The sequence below is a fragment of the Photorhabdus tasmaniensis genome (assembly GCF_011189505.1).
In the GTDB taxonomy this organism is placed as follows: domain Bacteria; phylum Pseudomonadota; class Gammaproteobacteria; order Enterobacterales; family Enterobacteriaceae; genus Photorhabdus; species Photorhabdus tasmaniensis.
Genome location: NZ_PUJU01000006.1, coordinates 89,632 through 107,114 on the forward strand (window position 1 = coordinate 89,632; position 17,483 = coordinate 107,114).

Sequence of the window (17,483 nt, forward strand, 5' to 3'; positions counted from 1 at the left end):
CACTATGACGGAACAAAAACAGTCCGCCGAGACGGTTGAAAAAACAATAAATACGGTTGAAAACGCGCAACAGCCCGAAACCACGCCTCAAAAACAAGAACGTTCTGGCACTCTGAGAAGTATCATTACTATTGCAATTATTCTGGCAATCGGTGGTGGTCTTTATTACTACGGACAACAACAAAGCCATCTACTAAGCGCGGAAAACCGTGAACTACGCCAACAATTGGAGTCATTGAAGCAACAACAGTCACAAGATAAACAACGTATTGAAATTCTGTTCAAAGAACAATCGCAAGCTTTAAACCATTTTGCCGCCCAAGCTGCACAAAATAATCAACTGGATAATCGCCTGCAAGAGTTACAAGCCAGAATCTCTTCGTTATCCAGTTCTGACGTAAAAAGCTGGCTACTGGCGCAAGCTGATTTTTTGGTCAAAATGGCTGGCCGGAAACTATGGAATGATCAAGATGTCGTCACCGCCGTAGCCCTACTAAAAAATGCAGATGCCAGTCTCGCTGAAATGAATGATCCAAGCCTGATTGAAATCCGTCGTGCTATTACACAGGACATCAGCGCATTATCTGCTATCAATCAAGTTGATTTTGATGGTGCCATCCTGCGGGTTAATCAACTCTCTAACCAGGTAGATAACCTGCGTCTGGCTGACAACACTATTGATGGTTTACCTATGGATGAAGACAATGATGAATTAACCGGCTCATTATCTGAATGGCGTCAGAATCTGAATAAAAGCTGGAACAGCTTTATGGATAATTTTATTACTATCCGTCGCCGCGATACCACAGCAGAACCATTACTGGCGCCAAATCAGGATATCTATCTACGAGAGAATATCCGTGCCCGTCTGTTGATTGCCGCTCAAGCAATACCGCGTCATCAAGGTGAAGTTTTTAAGCAGTCACTGGAAACGGTTTCAACTTGGGTCAGAGCTTACTTTGATATCAACGATCCAAATACCAAAGCATTCCTGGAGGAGATTGACTCACTAAGTCAACAACCTGTTTCCATGACGGTACCCGATCATCTTTCAAGTCAACCTTTACTGGAAAAACTGATGCAAACCCGGGTTCGCAACTTGCTGTCCCAATCTTCTGAAACCCATCAGGAGGGCTAAGTTATGCTGAAAGTTTTGTTCCTGTTTGTTGTGCTGATTGTTGGTATTGTGCTTGGGCCAATCGTTGCGGGTCATCAGGGATATGTTCTGATCCAGACGGACAACTACAACATTGAAACCAGTGTTACCGGCCTGTTCATTATATTTGTTCTTTTGCAATTGCTCCTCTGCTTGCTTGGCTGGTGCTACCGCAGAGTTATGCGCACAAGTTCCCGTACCCGTGGTTGGTTCCTCGGACGCAAACGCAGCCGCGCTCACGCTCAAACAAAAAAAGCGTTAATTAAACTAGCCGAAGGTGATTTTAAACAAGTTGAGCAATTACTGACCCGTAATGCTGATCATGCAGAACAACCTGTAGTCAACTACTTGCTGGCAGCCGAAGCAGCTCAACAACGTGGAGATGAATTCCGTACCAATCAGTATCTGGAACGTGCAGCAGAAGTCGCAGACAATAATCAGTTACCTGTGGATATTACCCGTGCACGTATTCAACTGGCACAAGGTGAAATTCATGCTGCTCGCCACGGCATAGACAAACTTCTGAATCAAGCTCCACGCCATCCGGAAGTTTTGCGCCTGGCCGAACAAGCTTATACCAGATCAGGGGCTTACCAATCACTGATTGATATACTGCCGATAATGGCAAAGACCCATCTGCATGATGAGTCACAAATTCATAAACTGCGCCAACAAGCCTATATCGGTCTGATGAATCAGTATATGGCAGAACAAGGCAGTGAAGGTTTAAAACGCTGGTGGCATGATCAAAACCGTAAAATTCGTCATGATGTGGCTTTGCAAATTGCAATATCTGAGCATTTGATTGAATGTGACGACCATGAGACCGCACAAAAGATCATCTTGGAAAGTTTAAAACGTCAATACAATGAACGTTTGCTGCTGTTGATCCCTCGGTTAAAAAGCGAAGATCCACAGCCGGTACAAAAAGCGCTGGACCATCAATTAAAGCAACATGGAGCAACCCCTCTGCTAAACAGTACTCTTGGACAGGTTGCTTTACGTCACGGAGAATGGGAAAAAGCAACAAAAGATTTTAAAGCCGCATTAGCTCAACGCCCTGATGCTCATGATTATGCCTGGTTAGCAGACGCGTTGGATAAGTTACGTAAACCAGAAGAAGCGGCACAAATTCGCCGTGAAGGATTAGTGCTAACTTTAAAGCGCGAGAGTGATGTAGCTAATAGCCAATAGTGTCAATTAACATTTAACACCAGAGTCTTATGATCTATCGATCACTATTCCTTTACACGTTATTCATGCCATTGATTAAAAATGCCCTCCATGAGGGCATTTTTCTAGCCATATTTTCTGGCAAAATCTTCATCAGAAGTGCAAAGATAAATAATAAATTCAATAAATGAGATCAACGAAGGGATAAATGTCCAGAAAAATAACAGGTATAAAATCCCCATGCCAATTTTACCCAGATAAAATTTATGAGCACCAAAACCGCCAAGAAAAAATGCCAGTAATGCAGCAACAATTCTGCTTTTACTGCCAGAAGAATATGCCTTTATCACCGCACCACAATGCGGGCATGATTGCGCAGATTCATGCAACATTTGTCCACAACCAAGGCACCCGATCATTTTTGACATCTATATTTCCTTTAAATAAGTTAGGAAGAAGTACTGTAAGTAACTGCTCCCCGCCCAATCGAGGGTTTACGGGGCAATTGCTAAACAGCATATAAATCTATCAGAGATATCCCTAACGATAACAAAAAAACACCTACCTTAAAATAAAGATAGGTGTACAAATAATACAATCAGGTCTACAGACGGATAGTGCCTCACTCAACGTTAAGCCCGGTCGGCGATGAAAATACTCATCTGTGACATGGACAATAGGCACTGATAATCGGCTCTGCATCATCCCTGGGTTTATGAAGCATATGCTGTCATAAGAAATAGGATGAGCATCTACCCTTGCGATAATGCATTTAACATGCCAACTTTTATCCGGATGATCAGTCGCTTCGACTCATCGGTTATTTCTCTATTTATTACAACAAGAAAGCAAATCATCACAAAATCCACTTCATTAACTGTCTCTTATTTGAGACAACGTATAACAAATTTATTATTTTTCACTTTAATTCAATATGTTACAAGTCTCTTATTTGAGACAGCTAATATATCAATCGTCGTCAAAATACAACAAGATAAAAAATTATTATATAAAACAATTCGTTAATGTCAGGAAAATAATTCACTGAATTAAAATCGAATAAAGTACACACTGCGAGTAATAGACGGGAGAGGAAACAAAAAATAGGAAGGGAGAAAGCAAAAAACCCTGCATCACAGGGTTCTTCAGAATTTGGTCGGCGAGAGAGGATTCGAACCTCCGACCCACTGGTCCCAAACCAGTTGCGCTACCAAGCTGCGCTACTCGCCGAAATTTTATCTTTTTTATGGTGCGAAGGGGGGGACTTGAACCCCCACGTCCGTAAGGACACTAACACCTGAAGCTAGCGCGTCTACCAATTCCGCCACCCTCGCGTGTCATAAAAAAGATGGGGTGGCTAATGGGACTCGAACCCACGACAACTGGAATCACAATCCAGGGCTCTACCAACTGAGCTATAGCCACCATAACAGCTATTTTACTACTACATACTTACAACAAAAACATCACCGCAGCTCTTGCACGCAAATAATGGCGCGCCCGACAGGATTCGAACCTGAGACCTCTGCCTCCGGAGGGCAGCGCTCTATCCAGCTGAGCTACGGGCGCTTAACGCCGTTGCGGATGGGGATAGTACGGATTTAATGATATACTGTCCAGTGCTTTTTTAAAGAAATGATGCATTTGATTACACCTTGCTCACTTAGTTGATAAAGCCAACGCTTATTCCCCACCCACTACCGCTGTAACCGCAAATCAGTCCATCAGGATTTTAGTTTTTTACTGCCAAAAAACCTCACTAACCAATAAATCAGCGACACTATCAGCAGAAAACCTCCACCTACCAGTAATGAGAAACGCGTATCTGGATTAATTGCCATGCCTACCAGCACACAGCATAAAAATGCTAGTGTCAGGTAATTTACATAGGGGAACAGGATAGATTTAAAACTATGTTGTTTCAGTGCCTCTTGATGGTACTGACGAAAACGCAACTGGCTCACCAGAATAACAAACCACGGAACCATTCCCGGCAATACACTGGCACTGTAGACATAAACAAAAACGGCCTGTGGATTTGGGATCAGGTAATTTAAACTGGAACCTATCAGCAAACACAGAATTGTAATAGCAATACAGATTACCGGTACGCCATTCTTTGACAATTTCGTCAGCGCTGGAGGTAACTGACGGTTTTGCGCTAACGCATAGAGCATCCGTCCACCACTGTACATGCCACTGTTACAACCAGAAAGCGCAGCGGTCAAGACAACAAAGTTAATCACGGCTGCCGCTGAAGTGATGCCCACTTTGGTAAATGTCATCACAAACGGGCTGCCCTGCGAACCAACCTCTATCCACGGAAACAAAGTCACAACAATAAAGATCGCACCCACGTAGAAAATCAGAATACGCCAAAGAATATTGTTAATCGCTTTTTTCAATGTCACTTGTGGATTTTTAGCTTCACCCGCAGTGATGCCTACCAGTTCCACCCCCTGATAAGATGCAACAACAATACAAAGCGCAAACAGAAACCCTTGCCAACCACCGACAAAGAAACCGCCATGTGCAGTCAGATTATCCAATCCAATGGGTTGCCATTGATTGCCGAAACCGAAAAATATCAGCCCCAGACCAATCAGGATCATGACGATAATGGTGGTCACTTTAATCATGGCAAACCAAAATTCCAGCTCACCATAAAGACGTACTGCCGCAAGGTTCGCTAAAGCGACTAATGCCACCGCAATCAATGCTGATACCCATTGAGGAAGTTCAGGAAACCAGAACTCGGCATAAACGCCAATAGCCGTTATTTCTGATATCCCTACCGCCACCCACATAAACCAATACCCCCAAGCCGTCAGGCACCCCCAGTATGGACTGAGATATTTATGCCCAAAAGAAGCAAAAGAGCCTGTGACAGGTTCAAGAAACAGCATTTCGCCCATAGATCGCATGATGAAGAAAACAAAAATTCCGGCAATAATGTAAGCCAGCAAAACAGAAGGACCAGCCCATTTCAGTGTGCTGGCTGACCCCATAAACAGGCCAACACCAATAGTGCCGCCTAATGCAATTAGCTCTATATGACGGGCTTCTAAACCCCGTTGCAGGCTCTGTTGTTGATCAGCCATAAATTCCCTGTCCATTGTTATGTGTTGTAATTTGCAATAAAAAATATACAAGACCGATTTCAATCAGCCATAAAAAAGGTCCGGATCAAAACATGTTTTTCTACTCAGTGGAATAAAAAATTACCCAATAATTAGTATAGATGACAAAAGCTCGGCAGGATCAAACGGTTATATAGAGGCTGAAAAATGAATTTTTTGTGCGGCCTGCCGCAAACTGCTATACGACAGGCAGGAAACATATTTACAGACGATTGCCGTAGTAATATCCCAAAAACTTCAATAATTTGAACTGACGACCAATGCGGCTTGGTTGTGATAACAGACGATAAAGCCATTCAAGCCCCAGGTTCTGCCATACTTTTGGCGCACGTTTTACATGACCGGTGAATACATCATAAGTCCCCCCAACGCCCATATAAAGCGCATCAAGATGAACCTTACGGCAGTCACGCATAAAAACTTCCTGCTTAGGCGATCCCATCGCAACTGTCACAATTGCTGCTCCGCTAGCATGGAGCCGAGCGAAAACCGCGTTACGCTCTTCTGGCGTGAAATAACCATTCTGGCTGCCAACAATATTGACGTTCCACTGAGCCCGCAGTTTGTTTTCTGTCTGTTCCAATATCTCTGGTTTACCCCCAACCAGAAAAACAGGTGTACCTTCTTTGCCAGCACGCTCCATGATAGCTTCCCACAGATCAGCACCCGCTACGCGAGAAACTTCAGCGCCAGAGTATTTACGACGGATAGCACGTACAATGCTGATACCATCGGCATACAGGTATTCTGCGTCGCCCAGCAATGTGCTCAACGCATTATCTTGCTCTGCTGTCAGAACTTTTTCCGCATTAATCGCCACCAAAGTACCCGTCTTTACCCGCCCACGCTGAAAAAGATGGTCAAGAAAGTGTGCCATATCGCGGAAACCCCAAATATTCAAACCACGAATACTATATTTGGGAATATTGTTTAGCTCCATTTTCTTTCCTTACATTGCAACGGACGTTTTTGCGATACAACCAGGTTGCTGGTCAGGTATTTTCTAATAAGCCCTGCACTCTCAAATAGCCAATACAACAACTTAGCAACTACCAAACATAAACCAAAAATAATACAGAAAAATACCACACGGGAAACAAATGCATCTAATCCTTCACGAGCCAGCACGATGATGTTAAAGATCGCGCCAAAGCAGAATGCCTGCAAAATAGCGGCTTTATAACGATTAGTCTCCTGTTTACCTAACTCATAAATCCAGTCAAACCATTTAATTATCAACCCAACAACAATCGCACCAACCGGAACAAACAGCACCCCACCCATAACAACCAGGGAACCTATCAACGTCGGAGAAATTGCCAAACCAGAGTGGTTATCCAACACCTCCCAGGTAAAGTAATTCGCAGAATTCAACACAACATCAGGGCGCCCAGGCCAGAGCCAGCTTGGAATAAAAACATAGAAATCACGGATAATCGGTGCCAGCCCCTGAAAATCGATTTTGTCGTAGTTATTCAGCAATAACGCAAGATTTTCCCACGGCGAAAAAGTATCCCTAGTGAGGTAGAGAAAAGTATAAAATGCTTCTGCACCATTAACATCCAGGCTATAACGTTTGAGCGCCAACCAGAACATGCCAACAATTCCCATTGCGCCCGCAGTCATCAGCATCCACAAGGTTATCCAGCCACGAACAATGCCGATAAACAGGAATAACGCAAACGCAATGATAATATTCGCCCTGGTTCCCCCAACAATGACATAAGTCAGAATCCCAAAAGCAACAGTGCTCATCAGAAAAAATAGCCAGCGTAATTGTGTCGGTTTCAGGAAATAAACCACTAACATGGCGGGGATAAAGAAGTAAAAGAACCGTTTCAGAGCAACACCGGAAACCTGACTGGAAAAAATCTGACTGTACGACTGTAACTTAAACAATAGAAAACCGTTTTGCATAAAGAACAGCCCAACTGTCACCGCCGCAACTAATACCAGCAATAACCATGTGAAGTTAGTTTCCACCCGGTTCATGGTGAATACGGGTGTTTTAGGCTGCATAGACGGCTTTCTTAGCCGGGTTTTATAACTGACGTAATAAATTCCATAAAAACCTGTTGAAGCCAGTAGAGCATGTAATAAGGCATCTACAGGTACCACCTCAACATCAAATTGAAAAACCAACAAACATGTCAGTGGGAAACCAAAATAAAATGTCAGCAAATAAAGCAATGAGAAAAACACATTAAAATTAAAACGTACACGCCGAAATTCCTGATAAGTCAACGTCAGGATAAAAACCAGTGATATCAGATAAACAACAAATAATCCGCCAAATTGCGTTAAAGTCATTGCTGATCTCCTGCCACTTTTACTAACGCCTGCCGCCAGCCATCAACAAAATTCGGGCTGAAAAAGGATATTGCATTTCTGTCCAGAGAAAGTATTTGTCGTTGTGCTTCTGTAATGAGTTGGTTATCCAGAGGATCACCGAAGAAAAATACCGGAACCTGCTGTTCTGTTAAATCCTGCCAAAAAAGATTCTGACGACTAATCACAAGCGGCACACCAAATTGTATCAACAGACAAATTGTTCCAATCCCCTGCTGGCGGTTAAAAATGAAATACCCTAAATCACAACCACGCAGCAATGCCAGATAATCATCAAATGCCATATTTTGCTTAAGAATTGTTAAATTTTCCGGCCGGAACAACGATAGAGCAGATTGCTCAACCTGCTCAATATAAGCCTGATTATTTTCCGGATAACCCATTGGGATGACTATTTGTACCTTATCACCAAACTGCTTATGAATAGCTTTCAGTGCAGCAATATGACGGTTTGATCGATCACCGGAGTTCCCCAACAAAATTGTCATCTTGCCATCATCAGAAGGTTTTTTTTCTGTAATCGTCAAAGCTGGGTCCATTCTGGTTGGGAAATAGAGCAATGACGTTGGTACTTTCGGATGATGTTGAGAATAAAAATAGAGATCTCCACGAACCGCAAATACATGCCCTACCCGACGCTGCGCCAGACGACGCAGAAAATAAAACAGACGGAATGTTAACTGACAAGAGTCTTCATAAAGATCAGCACCCCAAGCATGCCACCAGAATTGATTGCGTTTGATTTTTCCTGATAACAACGCTAACCACAAACCCGCATTAAATTGCCCATGAAAAAAAAATCGGCAATTCCTGTCTGACTGCGCTTTAGCAACCACAGCTTGAGACAGAGATTTTTTACTGTCGAAAAATGTTATATCCAATGCCAGGCAATCATCCAATGAAGCGCGATCCCTAGCCACTACCATAAACTCCGGTTTGGCTGAAAAACCAATTTCTTGCGCTAAAACGTCATTAAAAAAGCGCAATACCGTTCGATTATGATGGGGGATATCAGATCCCAGAACGTGAATTAGGGTTGTCATGCTCGCCTGCGATAAATAAGAAATGCACCACAACAAAGGGTGAAATAAACAACATAAGTTGCCATATAAGCTTGCGCTGCACCTAACGCTCCATTAGCAGGAATCAGCCAGTGGGCAAAACCAGTAAGCAGCAAAAACTGGCTGACTTCAGCCAGCACATAAAAACGCAACGCCGCTTTGGCAATCACCAGATAACCAAAAACATAAGCGCCCACTTTCAAGACATCACCAATCAATTGCCAAGCAAACAAATCGCGCATAGCAGTAAATTTGTCAGAAAATAGCAACCAGATAGCAAAATCGCGCAACAACCATACGGTAAAACTTGCAAATGCCACCGCAGGCAAAACAAATTTCAGCGCCTTAACTATCTCATTTGATATTTCACCCTTACCCTGCAATCGTGAAAGCGTTGGCAACAAATAAACACTGAAAGAAGCAGTGATAAATTGCAGGTAAGCATCGGAAATACTGCTTACACCTTGCCAAATACCCACATCATCCCAGCTATAATGCGCTGCCAGCAGGTTTCGCATCATAATGTAAGCAACCGGCAAGGTAATGGAAGTCAACAGAGCCATCAGGGTAAATTTGCCAAGCTGGCTAGCCAGTACCGTATCCCACATGGGCTTAAGATATGAGAATGAAATCTCTTTGCGACGCCAAAGCATCAATCCCGCTGGAAATATTATCAGTGCCGGCACCAAGGCCAGACCAGCCAAAGCACCTTCATACCCACCAAGGGTGAAACAGAGATAATAGGCAATCACGCCTATCAAACTACCAAGAATAATCGCCAGCGCATTCCCCTGAGCATCCCGGTATCCTTTCAAAATAGCCAGAAAATAGTTGGCACAAGCAATACCCATTTGAATAAATGAGAGCGCCTGCACAACTGGCTCATAATCCCTATGACCAAATAACCCAATACTGATCGGCCCGCTAAACAACAGAAAAATCACGGCCAGTAGAGTGGAAAACCCTAGAATAATGGCAGAAGAAGTCCCCAGTACCACACGCAACCTTTCCGGCTGCTGTTGATACTCAGCAACATATTTAGTCACACCATTAAAAATACCGCCGCCAGCCAACACCCCAAGGACAGTGATCAGTTGACGGAAATTACCCGCCTGCCCAACCCCGCTGGGGCCGAAAGTAACCGCCAGTAATTTAACGATTAAAAGCCCCGCGCCGATTTTTATCAGTGTAGAGCCGGCAGTCCATATTGATGTTTTAGCCAATGACATATCAGGCGAAGTATTCTCTGATATGCTCGATAACAATCTGCTGTTCAGCATCCGTTATGTTGTAAAACATTGGCAAACGTACCAAGCGATCACTTTCGCTGGTAGTGAAGCGATCCTCTCCGTGGAAACGGCCAAATTTTTCACCACCCGGGCTGATGTGCAGAGAAACATAATGAAATACCGTCAGTACGCCAGCATCTTTCATATAGCTATTGAATGCAGAGCGTTCTTCAACATCTTTCAGTTTGATATAGAACATATGCGCATTATGCTCCAATCCTTCCGGTACTATAGGTAATGTTAGGTAACCAGCATCAGCCAGCGGTTTTAATGCCTGATAATAGGTATCCCACAAAGCAAGACGACGCTCATTGATTTTCTTAGCTTCTTCGAGTTGTGCCCACAAATAAGCCGCTTGAAGATCTGACATCAGATAACTGGAACCAATATCGCGCCAAGTGTATTTATCAACTTGACCACGGAAAAACTGGCTACGATTAGTTCCTTTTTCACGGACGATTTCCGCACGGGAGATCAATGCTTCGTCATTGATCAGTGCTGCACCACCTTCACCACCAGAAGAGTAGTTTTTGGTTTCATGGAAACTGTAGCAACCAATGTGTCCGATAGTTCCTAGTGCGCGCCCCTTATAAGTAGACATTACCCCCTGGGCTGCATCTTCCACGACAAATAGATTATATTTCTCTGCCAAAGCCATGATGGTATCCATTTCACAAGCCACGCCAGCGTAATGAACCGGAACAATCACTCGTGTTTTAGCTGTAATAGCCGCTTCGATTTTGGTTTCATCAATATTCATGGTATCTGGACGGATATCCACGAAAACAACAGTTGCCCCGCGCAGTACAAACGCATTAGAACTGGAAACGAAAGTGAAACTCGGCATAATCACTTCATCACCGGGCTGGATATTCAGCAAAATAGCCGCCATTTCCAGAGAAGCTGTGCAGGATGGTGTCAGCAACACTTTCGGGCAGCCGAAATGTTGTTCCATCCACTCTTCACAACGTTTGGTAAAACCACCGTCCCCGCAAAGCTTACCGCTCTCCATTGCCTGCTTCATGTAATCTAATTCAGTGCCGACTACTGGTGGTCTGTTAAATGGAATCATTTCGTCCCCTATATAACCAATAAGCAGTGTTTTCAATAAATGCACCACTGCGTGTATAAAGGCGCAAAGCAGCGATGTTGCTGGTTTGTGTCGCAATTCTTAATTGCTGTATTTGATGGTGTTGACACCACTGTTGCGCCACCGACATTAATTTTGAACCAACCCCACGGCCGGTATTTCCTGGAAATACTGCCAGCAACCCCATACGAGCCTTACCATTCCCTAAATCCCGCAAAGTAACAAACCCTGCGGGCTGCCCGTTATCTCCGTTTACCAGTAAACATTGATGATCAAATGTCCCTAATACCGCTTTCTCAACCCAAGTAGCATAGAAACGGCCACTATCCTGCGGCTGATACCACGGGGCACGGAAACGGCTTAAAGAAAATATTTTGGCAGCTACCTCTTTCAGCATCGGGATATCCCGCTGTTCCGCCGGGATCAGCACATTCTGAGTGTTGTTACTATAAGCAATATAAGCATTTTCTATGCCAATCCTTAAGGAAAGATCGATTTCTCCCTCCACCAGCGAAAAACCCAACGCGGATAACCCATCAATAAGATCTAATCGCTGTGCGGGCACTTTGGCCTGCACCAAAGCATACTGTTTTAACTGAGGTAAAGTTAACAACCTGGCATCAGGTGTGAAATCAAGACGAGCAGTAGGCAGCCCGAAGTAGTGGCTATCCCACTCTAATGGTTCAATACTGGCGCGAACGGACATGAAGCAGATCCAGCAGATATTGACCGTAGCCCGTTTTTGACAAGGATTTTGCTGTCTTTCTTAACTGTTCATCATCCAACCAACCATTACGCCAAGCAATTTCTTCAAGACAAGCGATTTTAAAACCCTGACGTTTCTCAACAGTCTGCACAAAAGTGCTAGCCTCAATCAAGCTGTCATGAGTACCCGTATCCAGCCAGGCAAAACCTCGCCCTAACAGTTCAACATTCAACTCACCACGTTCCAAATACATCTGGTTAATACTAGTAATTTCCAACTCACCTCGTGCAGAAGGTTTTACCTGCCTGGCAAAATCCACAACCTGACTATCATAGAAATAGAGACCGGTTACCGCCCAGTTTGATTTTGGTTTTGCTGGTTTTTCCTCAATGGAAAGAACATGGAACTCGTCATCAAACTCCACCACACCAAATCGCTCAGGATCCATCACCTGATAACCAAAAATGGTCGCCCCTTTTCTACGGGAAACCACCTTCTTCAGTTTTGGGCTAAACGCTTGTCCAAAGTAGATATTATCTCCCAATACCAGACAACTGGGTTCCCCGTTAATAAACTCTTCACCAATCAAAAAAGCCTGAGCTAAACCATCTGGTGATGGCTGTTCTTTATAACTCAAGCGAATACCAAATTCGTCACCATTGCCAAACAGGCGGCGGAAAGAAGGTAAATCTTCTGGCGTGGAGATAATCAGAACATCACGTATCCCAGCCAGCATCAGTACTGACAAAGGATAGTAAATCATCGGTTTATCATAAATTGGCAGTAGTTGCTTGGAAACACCTCGTGTTATCGGATGCAACCGGGTACCTGAGCCCCCTGCCAGAATAATACCTTTCATGTTACCTCCAGAGTAGCTTAGTTTTCACCCAACCCAAGACGTTCACCAGCATAAGATCCATCCTGAACTCTACGCCACCAATTTTCATTTTCCAGATACCATTGAACTGTTTTGCGGATCCCGGATTCGAAGGTTTCCTGTGGTTTCCAACCCAGCTCATGCTCAATTTTCGCAGCGTCAATGGCATAACGCATATCATGGCCAGGACGATCTGCGACATGAGTAATCAAATCACGATAATAAGCCGTACCTGCTGGCTTCTCAGAGCAAAACTCTTCCAAAAGCTCACAAATGGCACAAACCACATCAATATTTTTGCGTTCATTATGACCGCCAATATTATAGGTTTTACCCGGTTCTGCTTCTGTTACAACCAAATAAAGCGCTCTGGCGTGATCTTCCACGTACAGCCAATCACGGATTTGCTTCCCTTCGCCGTATACCGGCAAAGATTTGCCTGCTAATGCATTCAAAATCATTAATGGGATCAATTTTTCCGGGAAGTGGTAAGGACCATAGTTATTTGAACAATTGGTAATAACTGCCGGTAAACCATAAGTACGGTACCATGCTCTTACCAGATGGTCACTGGATGCCTTGGACGCTGAATATGGACTGCTTGGCGCATAAGGTGTCGTTTCAGTAAAGAAACCATCCTCACTATGCAAATCACCATACACTTCATCCGTTGAAATATGATGAAAACGAAAGGCAGTTTGTTTCTCTTTACTCAGTTTCTGCCAAAAAACCCGGGCAACTTCCAATAAAGTATAGGTACCAACAATGTTGGTTTCGATAAATGCCGCAGGGCTATCAATAGAGCGATCTACATGGCTTTCTGCCGCAAGATGCATCACACAATCCGGCTGATACTGTTCAAAAACCTGATCCAGCGCTTCACGCTGACAGATATCAATCTGTTCAAACGCATAGCGTGTGCTATCCGCAACAGAGTCAAGAGACTCTAGATTACCAGCATAAGTCAGGCTATCAACAACAACCACGCTGTCTTCTGTATGATCAATGATATGCCGCACAACAGCGGAGCCAATAAAACCTGCTCCACCTGTGATTAGAATACGTCTCAACGCCAGACTCCTTTTGTATCCACAATCCATTTCTGTTTAATTTCACAACCACTTACAGCTTTAAACTGATTATGATCCACCAGCATCAACAAGATATCAGCTTCTTCCAACGCTTTTTCCAGGTTAACCAATCGCGTCATTCCTTTCAAGGAAGCGGGTAATTCATGGACATTAGGCTCTACAGCCAATGTCTCCCCTGCATGCCATTGAGCAATCATACGAGTGATATGTACCGCTGGACTCTCACGTAAATCATCAATATTTGGTTTAAATGCCAGGCCAAAGCAGGCGATTTTCACTTCGCTTGCACGCTTTCCACTTTCAGCCAAACAATCCGCAACCGCCGCTTTTACTTGATCCACAACCCACAATGGCTTGCCATCATTAACCAGACGTGCTGTATGGATAAGACGTGATTGTTCCGGGTTTTGAGAAACAATGAACCACGGGTCAACAGCAATACAATGCCCCCCCACTCCAGGGCCGGGCTGAAGAATATTTACTCGGGGATGACGGTTTGCCAGACGGATAAGTTCCCACACATTGATGCCTTGTTCAGCACAAATCAGAGAAAGTTCATTGGCGAATGCAATATTCACATCCCGGAAACTGTTTTCTGTCAGCTTACACATTTCTGCTGTTCTTGAGTTAGTGATAACACATTCACCTTCAAGGAAGATTTTATACAGTTCACTGGCTCTGGCCGAAGATTTTGACGTCATACCGCCAATAACGCGGTCATTCTTAATCAGCTCGACCATAACCTGTCCCGGTAATACACGTTCAGGACAGTAAGCAATATTAATATCAGATTCCTCTCCCACCTGTTGTGGGAAAGTCAGATCAGGGCGCGCTGCTGCTAACCATTCTGCCATCTGCTCTGTCGCGCCCACTGGTGAGGTAGATTCCAGAATAACCAAATCGCCTTTTTTTAGCACCAGCGCCACAGATTCAGCGGCGGAACGGACATATATCATATCCGGCTCATGATCACCTTTAAAAGGCGTTGGAACAGCTATCAGAAAAGCATCTGCGGGTAACGGAGAAACCACTGCTTTCAGGTAACCATCTTCCACAGCAATTTTCACCACTTTGTCCAGATCTGGTTCTACAATATGAATTGCGCCTCGGTTAATAGTTTCTACCGCATATGGGTTAACATCTACCCCGATGACTTTCTTATTGCGGGATGCAAACGCTGCCGCAGTTGGCAAACCAATATAACCAAGACCGATAACTGATATAGTTTCAAAACTCATAGTGTCACCTGATTTTTTTCAAAGCGTCGAGAATACGTCGACAGGCATCGCCATCCCCGTAAGGATTATGAGCGCGGCTCATTTGCTGATAGGCAGCATCGTCTGTCAACAATCGAGTCACCTCCTCCACAATAGTTCTTGTTTCTGTTCCTACCAGACGTACCGTTCCCGCATCCACCGCTTCTGGCCGTTCAGTAGTATTACGCATCACCAGCACCGGTTTTCCTAAAGAAGGTGCTTCTTCCTGAATACCACCGGAATCCGTCAGGATCATATAGGCATGGTTCATCAAATAGACGAATGGTAAATAGTCCTGTGGTTCGATGAGAATGATGTTATCAATATCATGCAAAATACGCTTTACCGGCTCACTGACATTCGGGTTTAGATGGACCGGGTAGACTACCTGTACGTCTGGATGGACGCGGGCTATCTGTGCCAATGCTTCACAAATTCGCACAAATCCGCCACCAAAACTTTCACGACGATGACCCGTTACCAAAATCATTTTTTTATTAGTATCAATAAACGGGTAATGTTTCGCCAATTTATTCCGCATAGCTTCATCATTCATTATTCGATCACGTACCCACAACAACGCATCGATCACCGTATTACCCGTGACAAAAACTCGATTATCTGCAATGGATTCTTTCTGTAAATTCTTGCGGGAGTTTTCCGTCGGAGCAAAATGATACATTGCCAAATGCCCGGCAATCTTACGGTTTGCCTCTTCCGGCCAAGGGGAATAGAGATCACCGGTTCTTAGTCCAGCTTCAATATGACCAACAGGGATACGCTGGTAGAACGCAGCCAAACTGGTCGCCATCGTTGTTGTGGTATCTCCATGAACTAATACAACATCAGGCTTAAATTCTGTCAAAACGGGCTTCAACCCTTCCAGAATACGGCATGTAATATCCGTTAAATCCTGCCCTGATTTCATAATATTGAGATCAAAATCGGGAGTAATCTCAAAAAGATGTAACACCTGATCCAACATTTCGCGGTGTTGGGCGGTGACACATACTTTTGCTTCGAAGGCTTCATCCCTTGCCAATGCGTGTACCAAAGGTGCCATCTTGATAGCTTCCGGCCGGGTACCAAACACAGTCAACACTTTCACAGTGACTCTCTTATTGGTCAGTAACTTGCAGGCTTTCCTGCAAAAAATACTCTTTGATGCTACTTATTCCTGCTTTTGGAATTGCAGAAAATATCTCTGAGAAGCCGTTCTTCATATAATTATTTACGCGAACGTTGTACCAATGCCACACCGGCACCAACCAAAGCACCAACCGCTCCCCACATGATCATCAAAAACATTCTGCGAGGACTGTCTCTGGTAACAGGTTCCTCGGGTGTTCTCAAATAGCGGTAAGTCTGGAATTGATCCTGTAATGTCGGGCCAACATTTAACGTCGCTAACATTGCAATATTTTGGTCATAGTCCACATTATAGTCAGGGCCCGTCACTTCCAGAGTTTCAAGTTGAGCCTGTAACAGCGGCGCTCCTAACATAAACATTTTTGAATCAGGTAATTGATCCATCGGAGTATCAGTTTGGTTACGCCGAATCCCTTGTTTTTCTGCAACTTTCAACGATTGCTGTAACACATTCATTTCGCGGTTATAAACCGCTTTAGCGACCATTTCCTGGCGCTTAACCAATGCTGCCATAGATTGAGTGCGAGTAGCCCATGCACTTTTTACTTCATTATTCAAATGAGTGCTGGCGCGACGGTTAGCAAAAGCAATGTACTGGCGCAGGAGTTGATTTGCTTGTGCAGAAGACTCTGCTGTCAGTTTAATACTGTCATTCAACACTTTTTTATCATCATGAGGAATGAACTGAATATTGTTGACTAATTCATCTAATAAGACCGCATCAACCCTAGTGTTACCTTCCTGATGCTGCTTGTAATAATCAGATTTTGACCAGAATTCACGACGAGTATCATATGCCGCGACCTGAGTAACGAATTCCTTATAAGCTTCTTCCTGAATAGACGGTAACTGAGTTTCCGGTGAAATGTTAATGTGAGTATCCAGATTGCGCAAAAACTGCTGCTGAGAGTAATAGCTCCCCAAATGACGAGTGGTAGGCAGGTCAGTAGTGGCCGTTGCACTCCATTTTTGTTGCATCAGATATGTCACACCAAGCGCTATAGCAGCGAAAATAACTGCCAGTACGACAATCCATATCTTTCCGCGCCATAAAGCACTGCATAAAGCTCTGATATCCAGCTCATGTTCCAGAGCTTGTTCATCCTGAATGGATTTCGTTTCTGATTTTATCACTGCACAAAACCT

At 44.1% G+C, this 17,483-nt stretch carries 15 protein-coding genes and 4 tRNA genes; 2 read left to right on the forward strand and 17 right to left on the reverse strand.

The annotated features are described in order from the left end of the window. Positions 1-4: 4 nt before the first annotated feature. The gene (hemX, locus tag C5471_RS04025) at positions 5-1,138 is read left to right on the forward strand and encodes a uroporphyrinogen-III C-methyltransferase (protein WP_133813906.1); all 1,134 of its coding nucleotides are present in this window, start codon (positions 5-7) and stop codon (positions 1,136-1,138) included. Positions 1,139-1,141: 3 nt separating this feature from the next. Next, on the forward strand, positions 1,142-2,350 hold the full coding sequence (gene hemY / locus C5471_RS04030) for a protoheme IX biogenesis protein HemY (protein WP_133813907.1): 1,209 nt from the start codon (positions 1,142-1,144) through the stop codon (positions 2,348-2,350). A 104-nt stretch (positions 2,351-2,454) separates the two neighbouring features. Here hemY and C5471_RS04035 read toward each other — a convergent pair whose 3' ends face one another. The 17 genes from C5471_RS04035 to wzzE all read right to left on the reverse strand — a co-directional run bounded on the left by C5471_RS04035 (position 2,455) and on the right by wzzE (position 17,471). Further along, positions 2,455-2,757, reverse strand: coding sequence for a TM2 domain-containing protein (locus C5471_RS04035; protein WP_133813908.1), 303 nt, complete (start codon positions 2,755-2,757; stop codon positions 2,455-2,457). A 725-nt stretch (positions 2,758-3,482) separates the two neighbouring features. Further along, a tRNA-Pro gene (locus C5471_RS04040) sits at positions 3,483-3,559 on the reverse strand. Positions 3,560-3,576: 17 nt separating this feature from the next. Further along, positions 3,577-3,663: transfer RNA gene (locus C5471_RS04045), tRNA-Leu, on the reverse strand. 15 nt (positions 3,664-3,678) lie between these two features. Then, a tRNA-His gene (locus C5471_RS04050) sits at positions 3,679-3,754 on the reverse strand. A gap of 67 nt (positions 3,755-3,821) precedes the next feature. Further along, positions 3,822-3,898, reverse strand: a tRNA-Arg gene (locus C5471_RS04055). A gap of 155 nt (positions 3,899-4,053) precedes the next feature. Then, positions 4,054-5,430, reverse strand: coding sequence for a bifunctional threonine/serine APC transporter ThrP (gene thrP / locus C5471_RS04060; protein WP_133813909.1), 1,377 nt, complete (start codon positions 5,428-5,430; stop codon positions 4,054-4,056). Between the two features lie 241 nt (positions 5,431-5,671). Continuing rightward, a complete protein-coding gene (gene wecG / locus C5471_RS04065) occupies positions 5,672-6,409 on the reverse strand; it encodes a lipopolysaccharide N-acetylmannosaminouronosyltransferase (RefSeq protein ID WP_133813910.1) in 738 nt (245 codons plus the stop codon). Next, a complete protein-coding gene (wzyE, locus tag C5471_RS04070; RefSeq protein ID WP_133813911.1) occupies positions 6,400-7,779 on the reverse strand; it encodes an ECA oligosaccharide polymerase in 1,380 nt (459 codons plus the stop codon). The genes wecG and wzyE overlap by 10 nt, the downstream gene beginning before the upstream one ends. After that, on the reverse strand, positions 7,776-8,861 hold the full coding sequence (locus C5471_RS04075; RefSeq protein ID WP_133813912.1) for a TDP-N-acetylfucosamine:lipid II N-acetylfucosaminyltransferase: 1,086 nt from the start codon (positions 8,859-8,861) through the stop codon (positions 7,776-7,778). Before C5471_RS04075 ends, wzyE begins: the two co-directional genes overlap by 4 nt. Further along, complete coding sequence (wzxE, locus tag C5471_RS04080) at positions 8,858-10,108, reverse strand: lipid III flippase WzxE (RefSeq protein WP_133813913.1); 1,251 nt, start codon at positions 10,106-10,108, stop codon at positions 8,858-8,860. Before wzxE ends, C5471_RS04075 begins: the two co-directional genes overlap by 4 nt. A gap of 1 nt (position 10,109) precedes the next feature. Further along, positions 10,110-11,240 (reverse strand): dTDP-4-amino-4,6-dideoxygalactose transaminase, encoded by a 1,131-nt coding sequence (gene rffA, locus C5471_RS04085; protein ID WP_133813914.1) that lies wholly within the window; start codon positions 11,238-11,240, stop codon positions 10,110-10,112. Next, positions 11,227-11,964, reverse strand: coding sequence for a dTDP-4-amino-4,6-dideoxy-D-galactose acyltransferase (gene rffC, locus C5471_RS04090; RefSeq protein ID WP_133813915.1), 738 nt, complete (start codon positions 11,962-11,964; stop codon positions 11,227-11,229). The genes rffA and rffC overlap by 14 nt, the downstream gene beginning before the upstream one ends. Then, a complete protein-coding gene (gene rfbA / locus C5471_RS04095; RefSeq protein ID WP_133813916.1) occupies positions 11,942-12,823 on the reverse strand; it encodes a glucose-1-phosphate thymidylyltransferase RfbA in 882 nt (293 codons plus the stop codon). Before rfbA ends, rffC begins: the two co-directional genes overlap by 23 nt. 17 nt (positions 12,824-12,840) lie before the next feature. Continuing rightward, a complete protein-coding gene (gene rffG, locus C5471_RS04100) occupies positions 12,841-13,911 on the reverse strand; it encodes a dTDP-glucose 4,6-dehydratase (protein WP_133813917.1) in 1,071 nt (356 codons plus the stop codon). Further along, the gene (gene wecC, locus C5471_RS04105) at positions 13,908-15,170 is read right to left on the reverse strand and encodes a UDP-N-acetyl-D-mannosamine dehydrogenase (protein WP_133813918.1); all 1,263 of its coding nucleotides are present in this window, start codon (positions 15,168-15,170) and stop codon (positions 13,908-13,910) included. The genes rffG and wecC overlap by 4 nt, the downstream gene beginning before the upstream one ends. A 4-nt stretch (positions 15,171-15,174) precedes the next feature. Then, the gene (gene wecB, locus C5471_RS04110; protein WP_133813919.1) at positions 15,175-16,296 is read right to left on the reverse strand and encodes a non-hydrolyzing UDP-N-acetylglucosamine 2-epimerase; all 1,122 of its coding nucleotides are present in this window, start codon (positions 16,294-16,296) and stop codon (positions 15,175-15,177) included. Between the two features lie 119 nt (positions 16,297-16,415). Beyond that, positions 16,416-17,471 (reverse strand): ECA polysaccharide chain length modulation protein, encoded by a 1,056-nt coding sequence (gene wzzE / locus C5471_RS04115; protein ID WP_133813920.1) that lies wholly within the window; start codon positions 17,469-17,471, stop codon positions 16,416-16,418. Between the last annotated feature and the right edge of the window lie 12 nt (positions 17,472-17,483).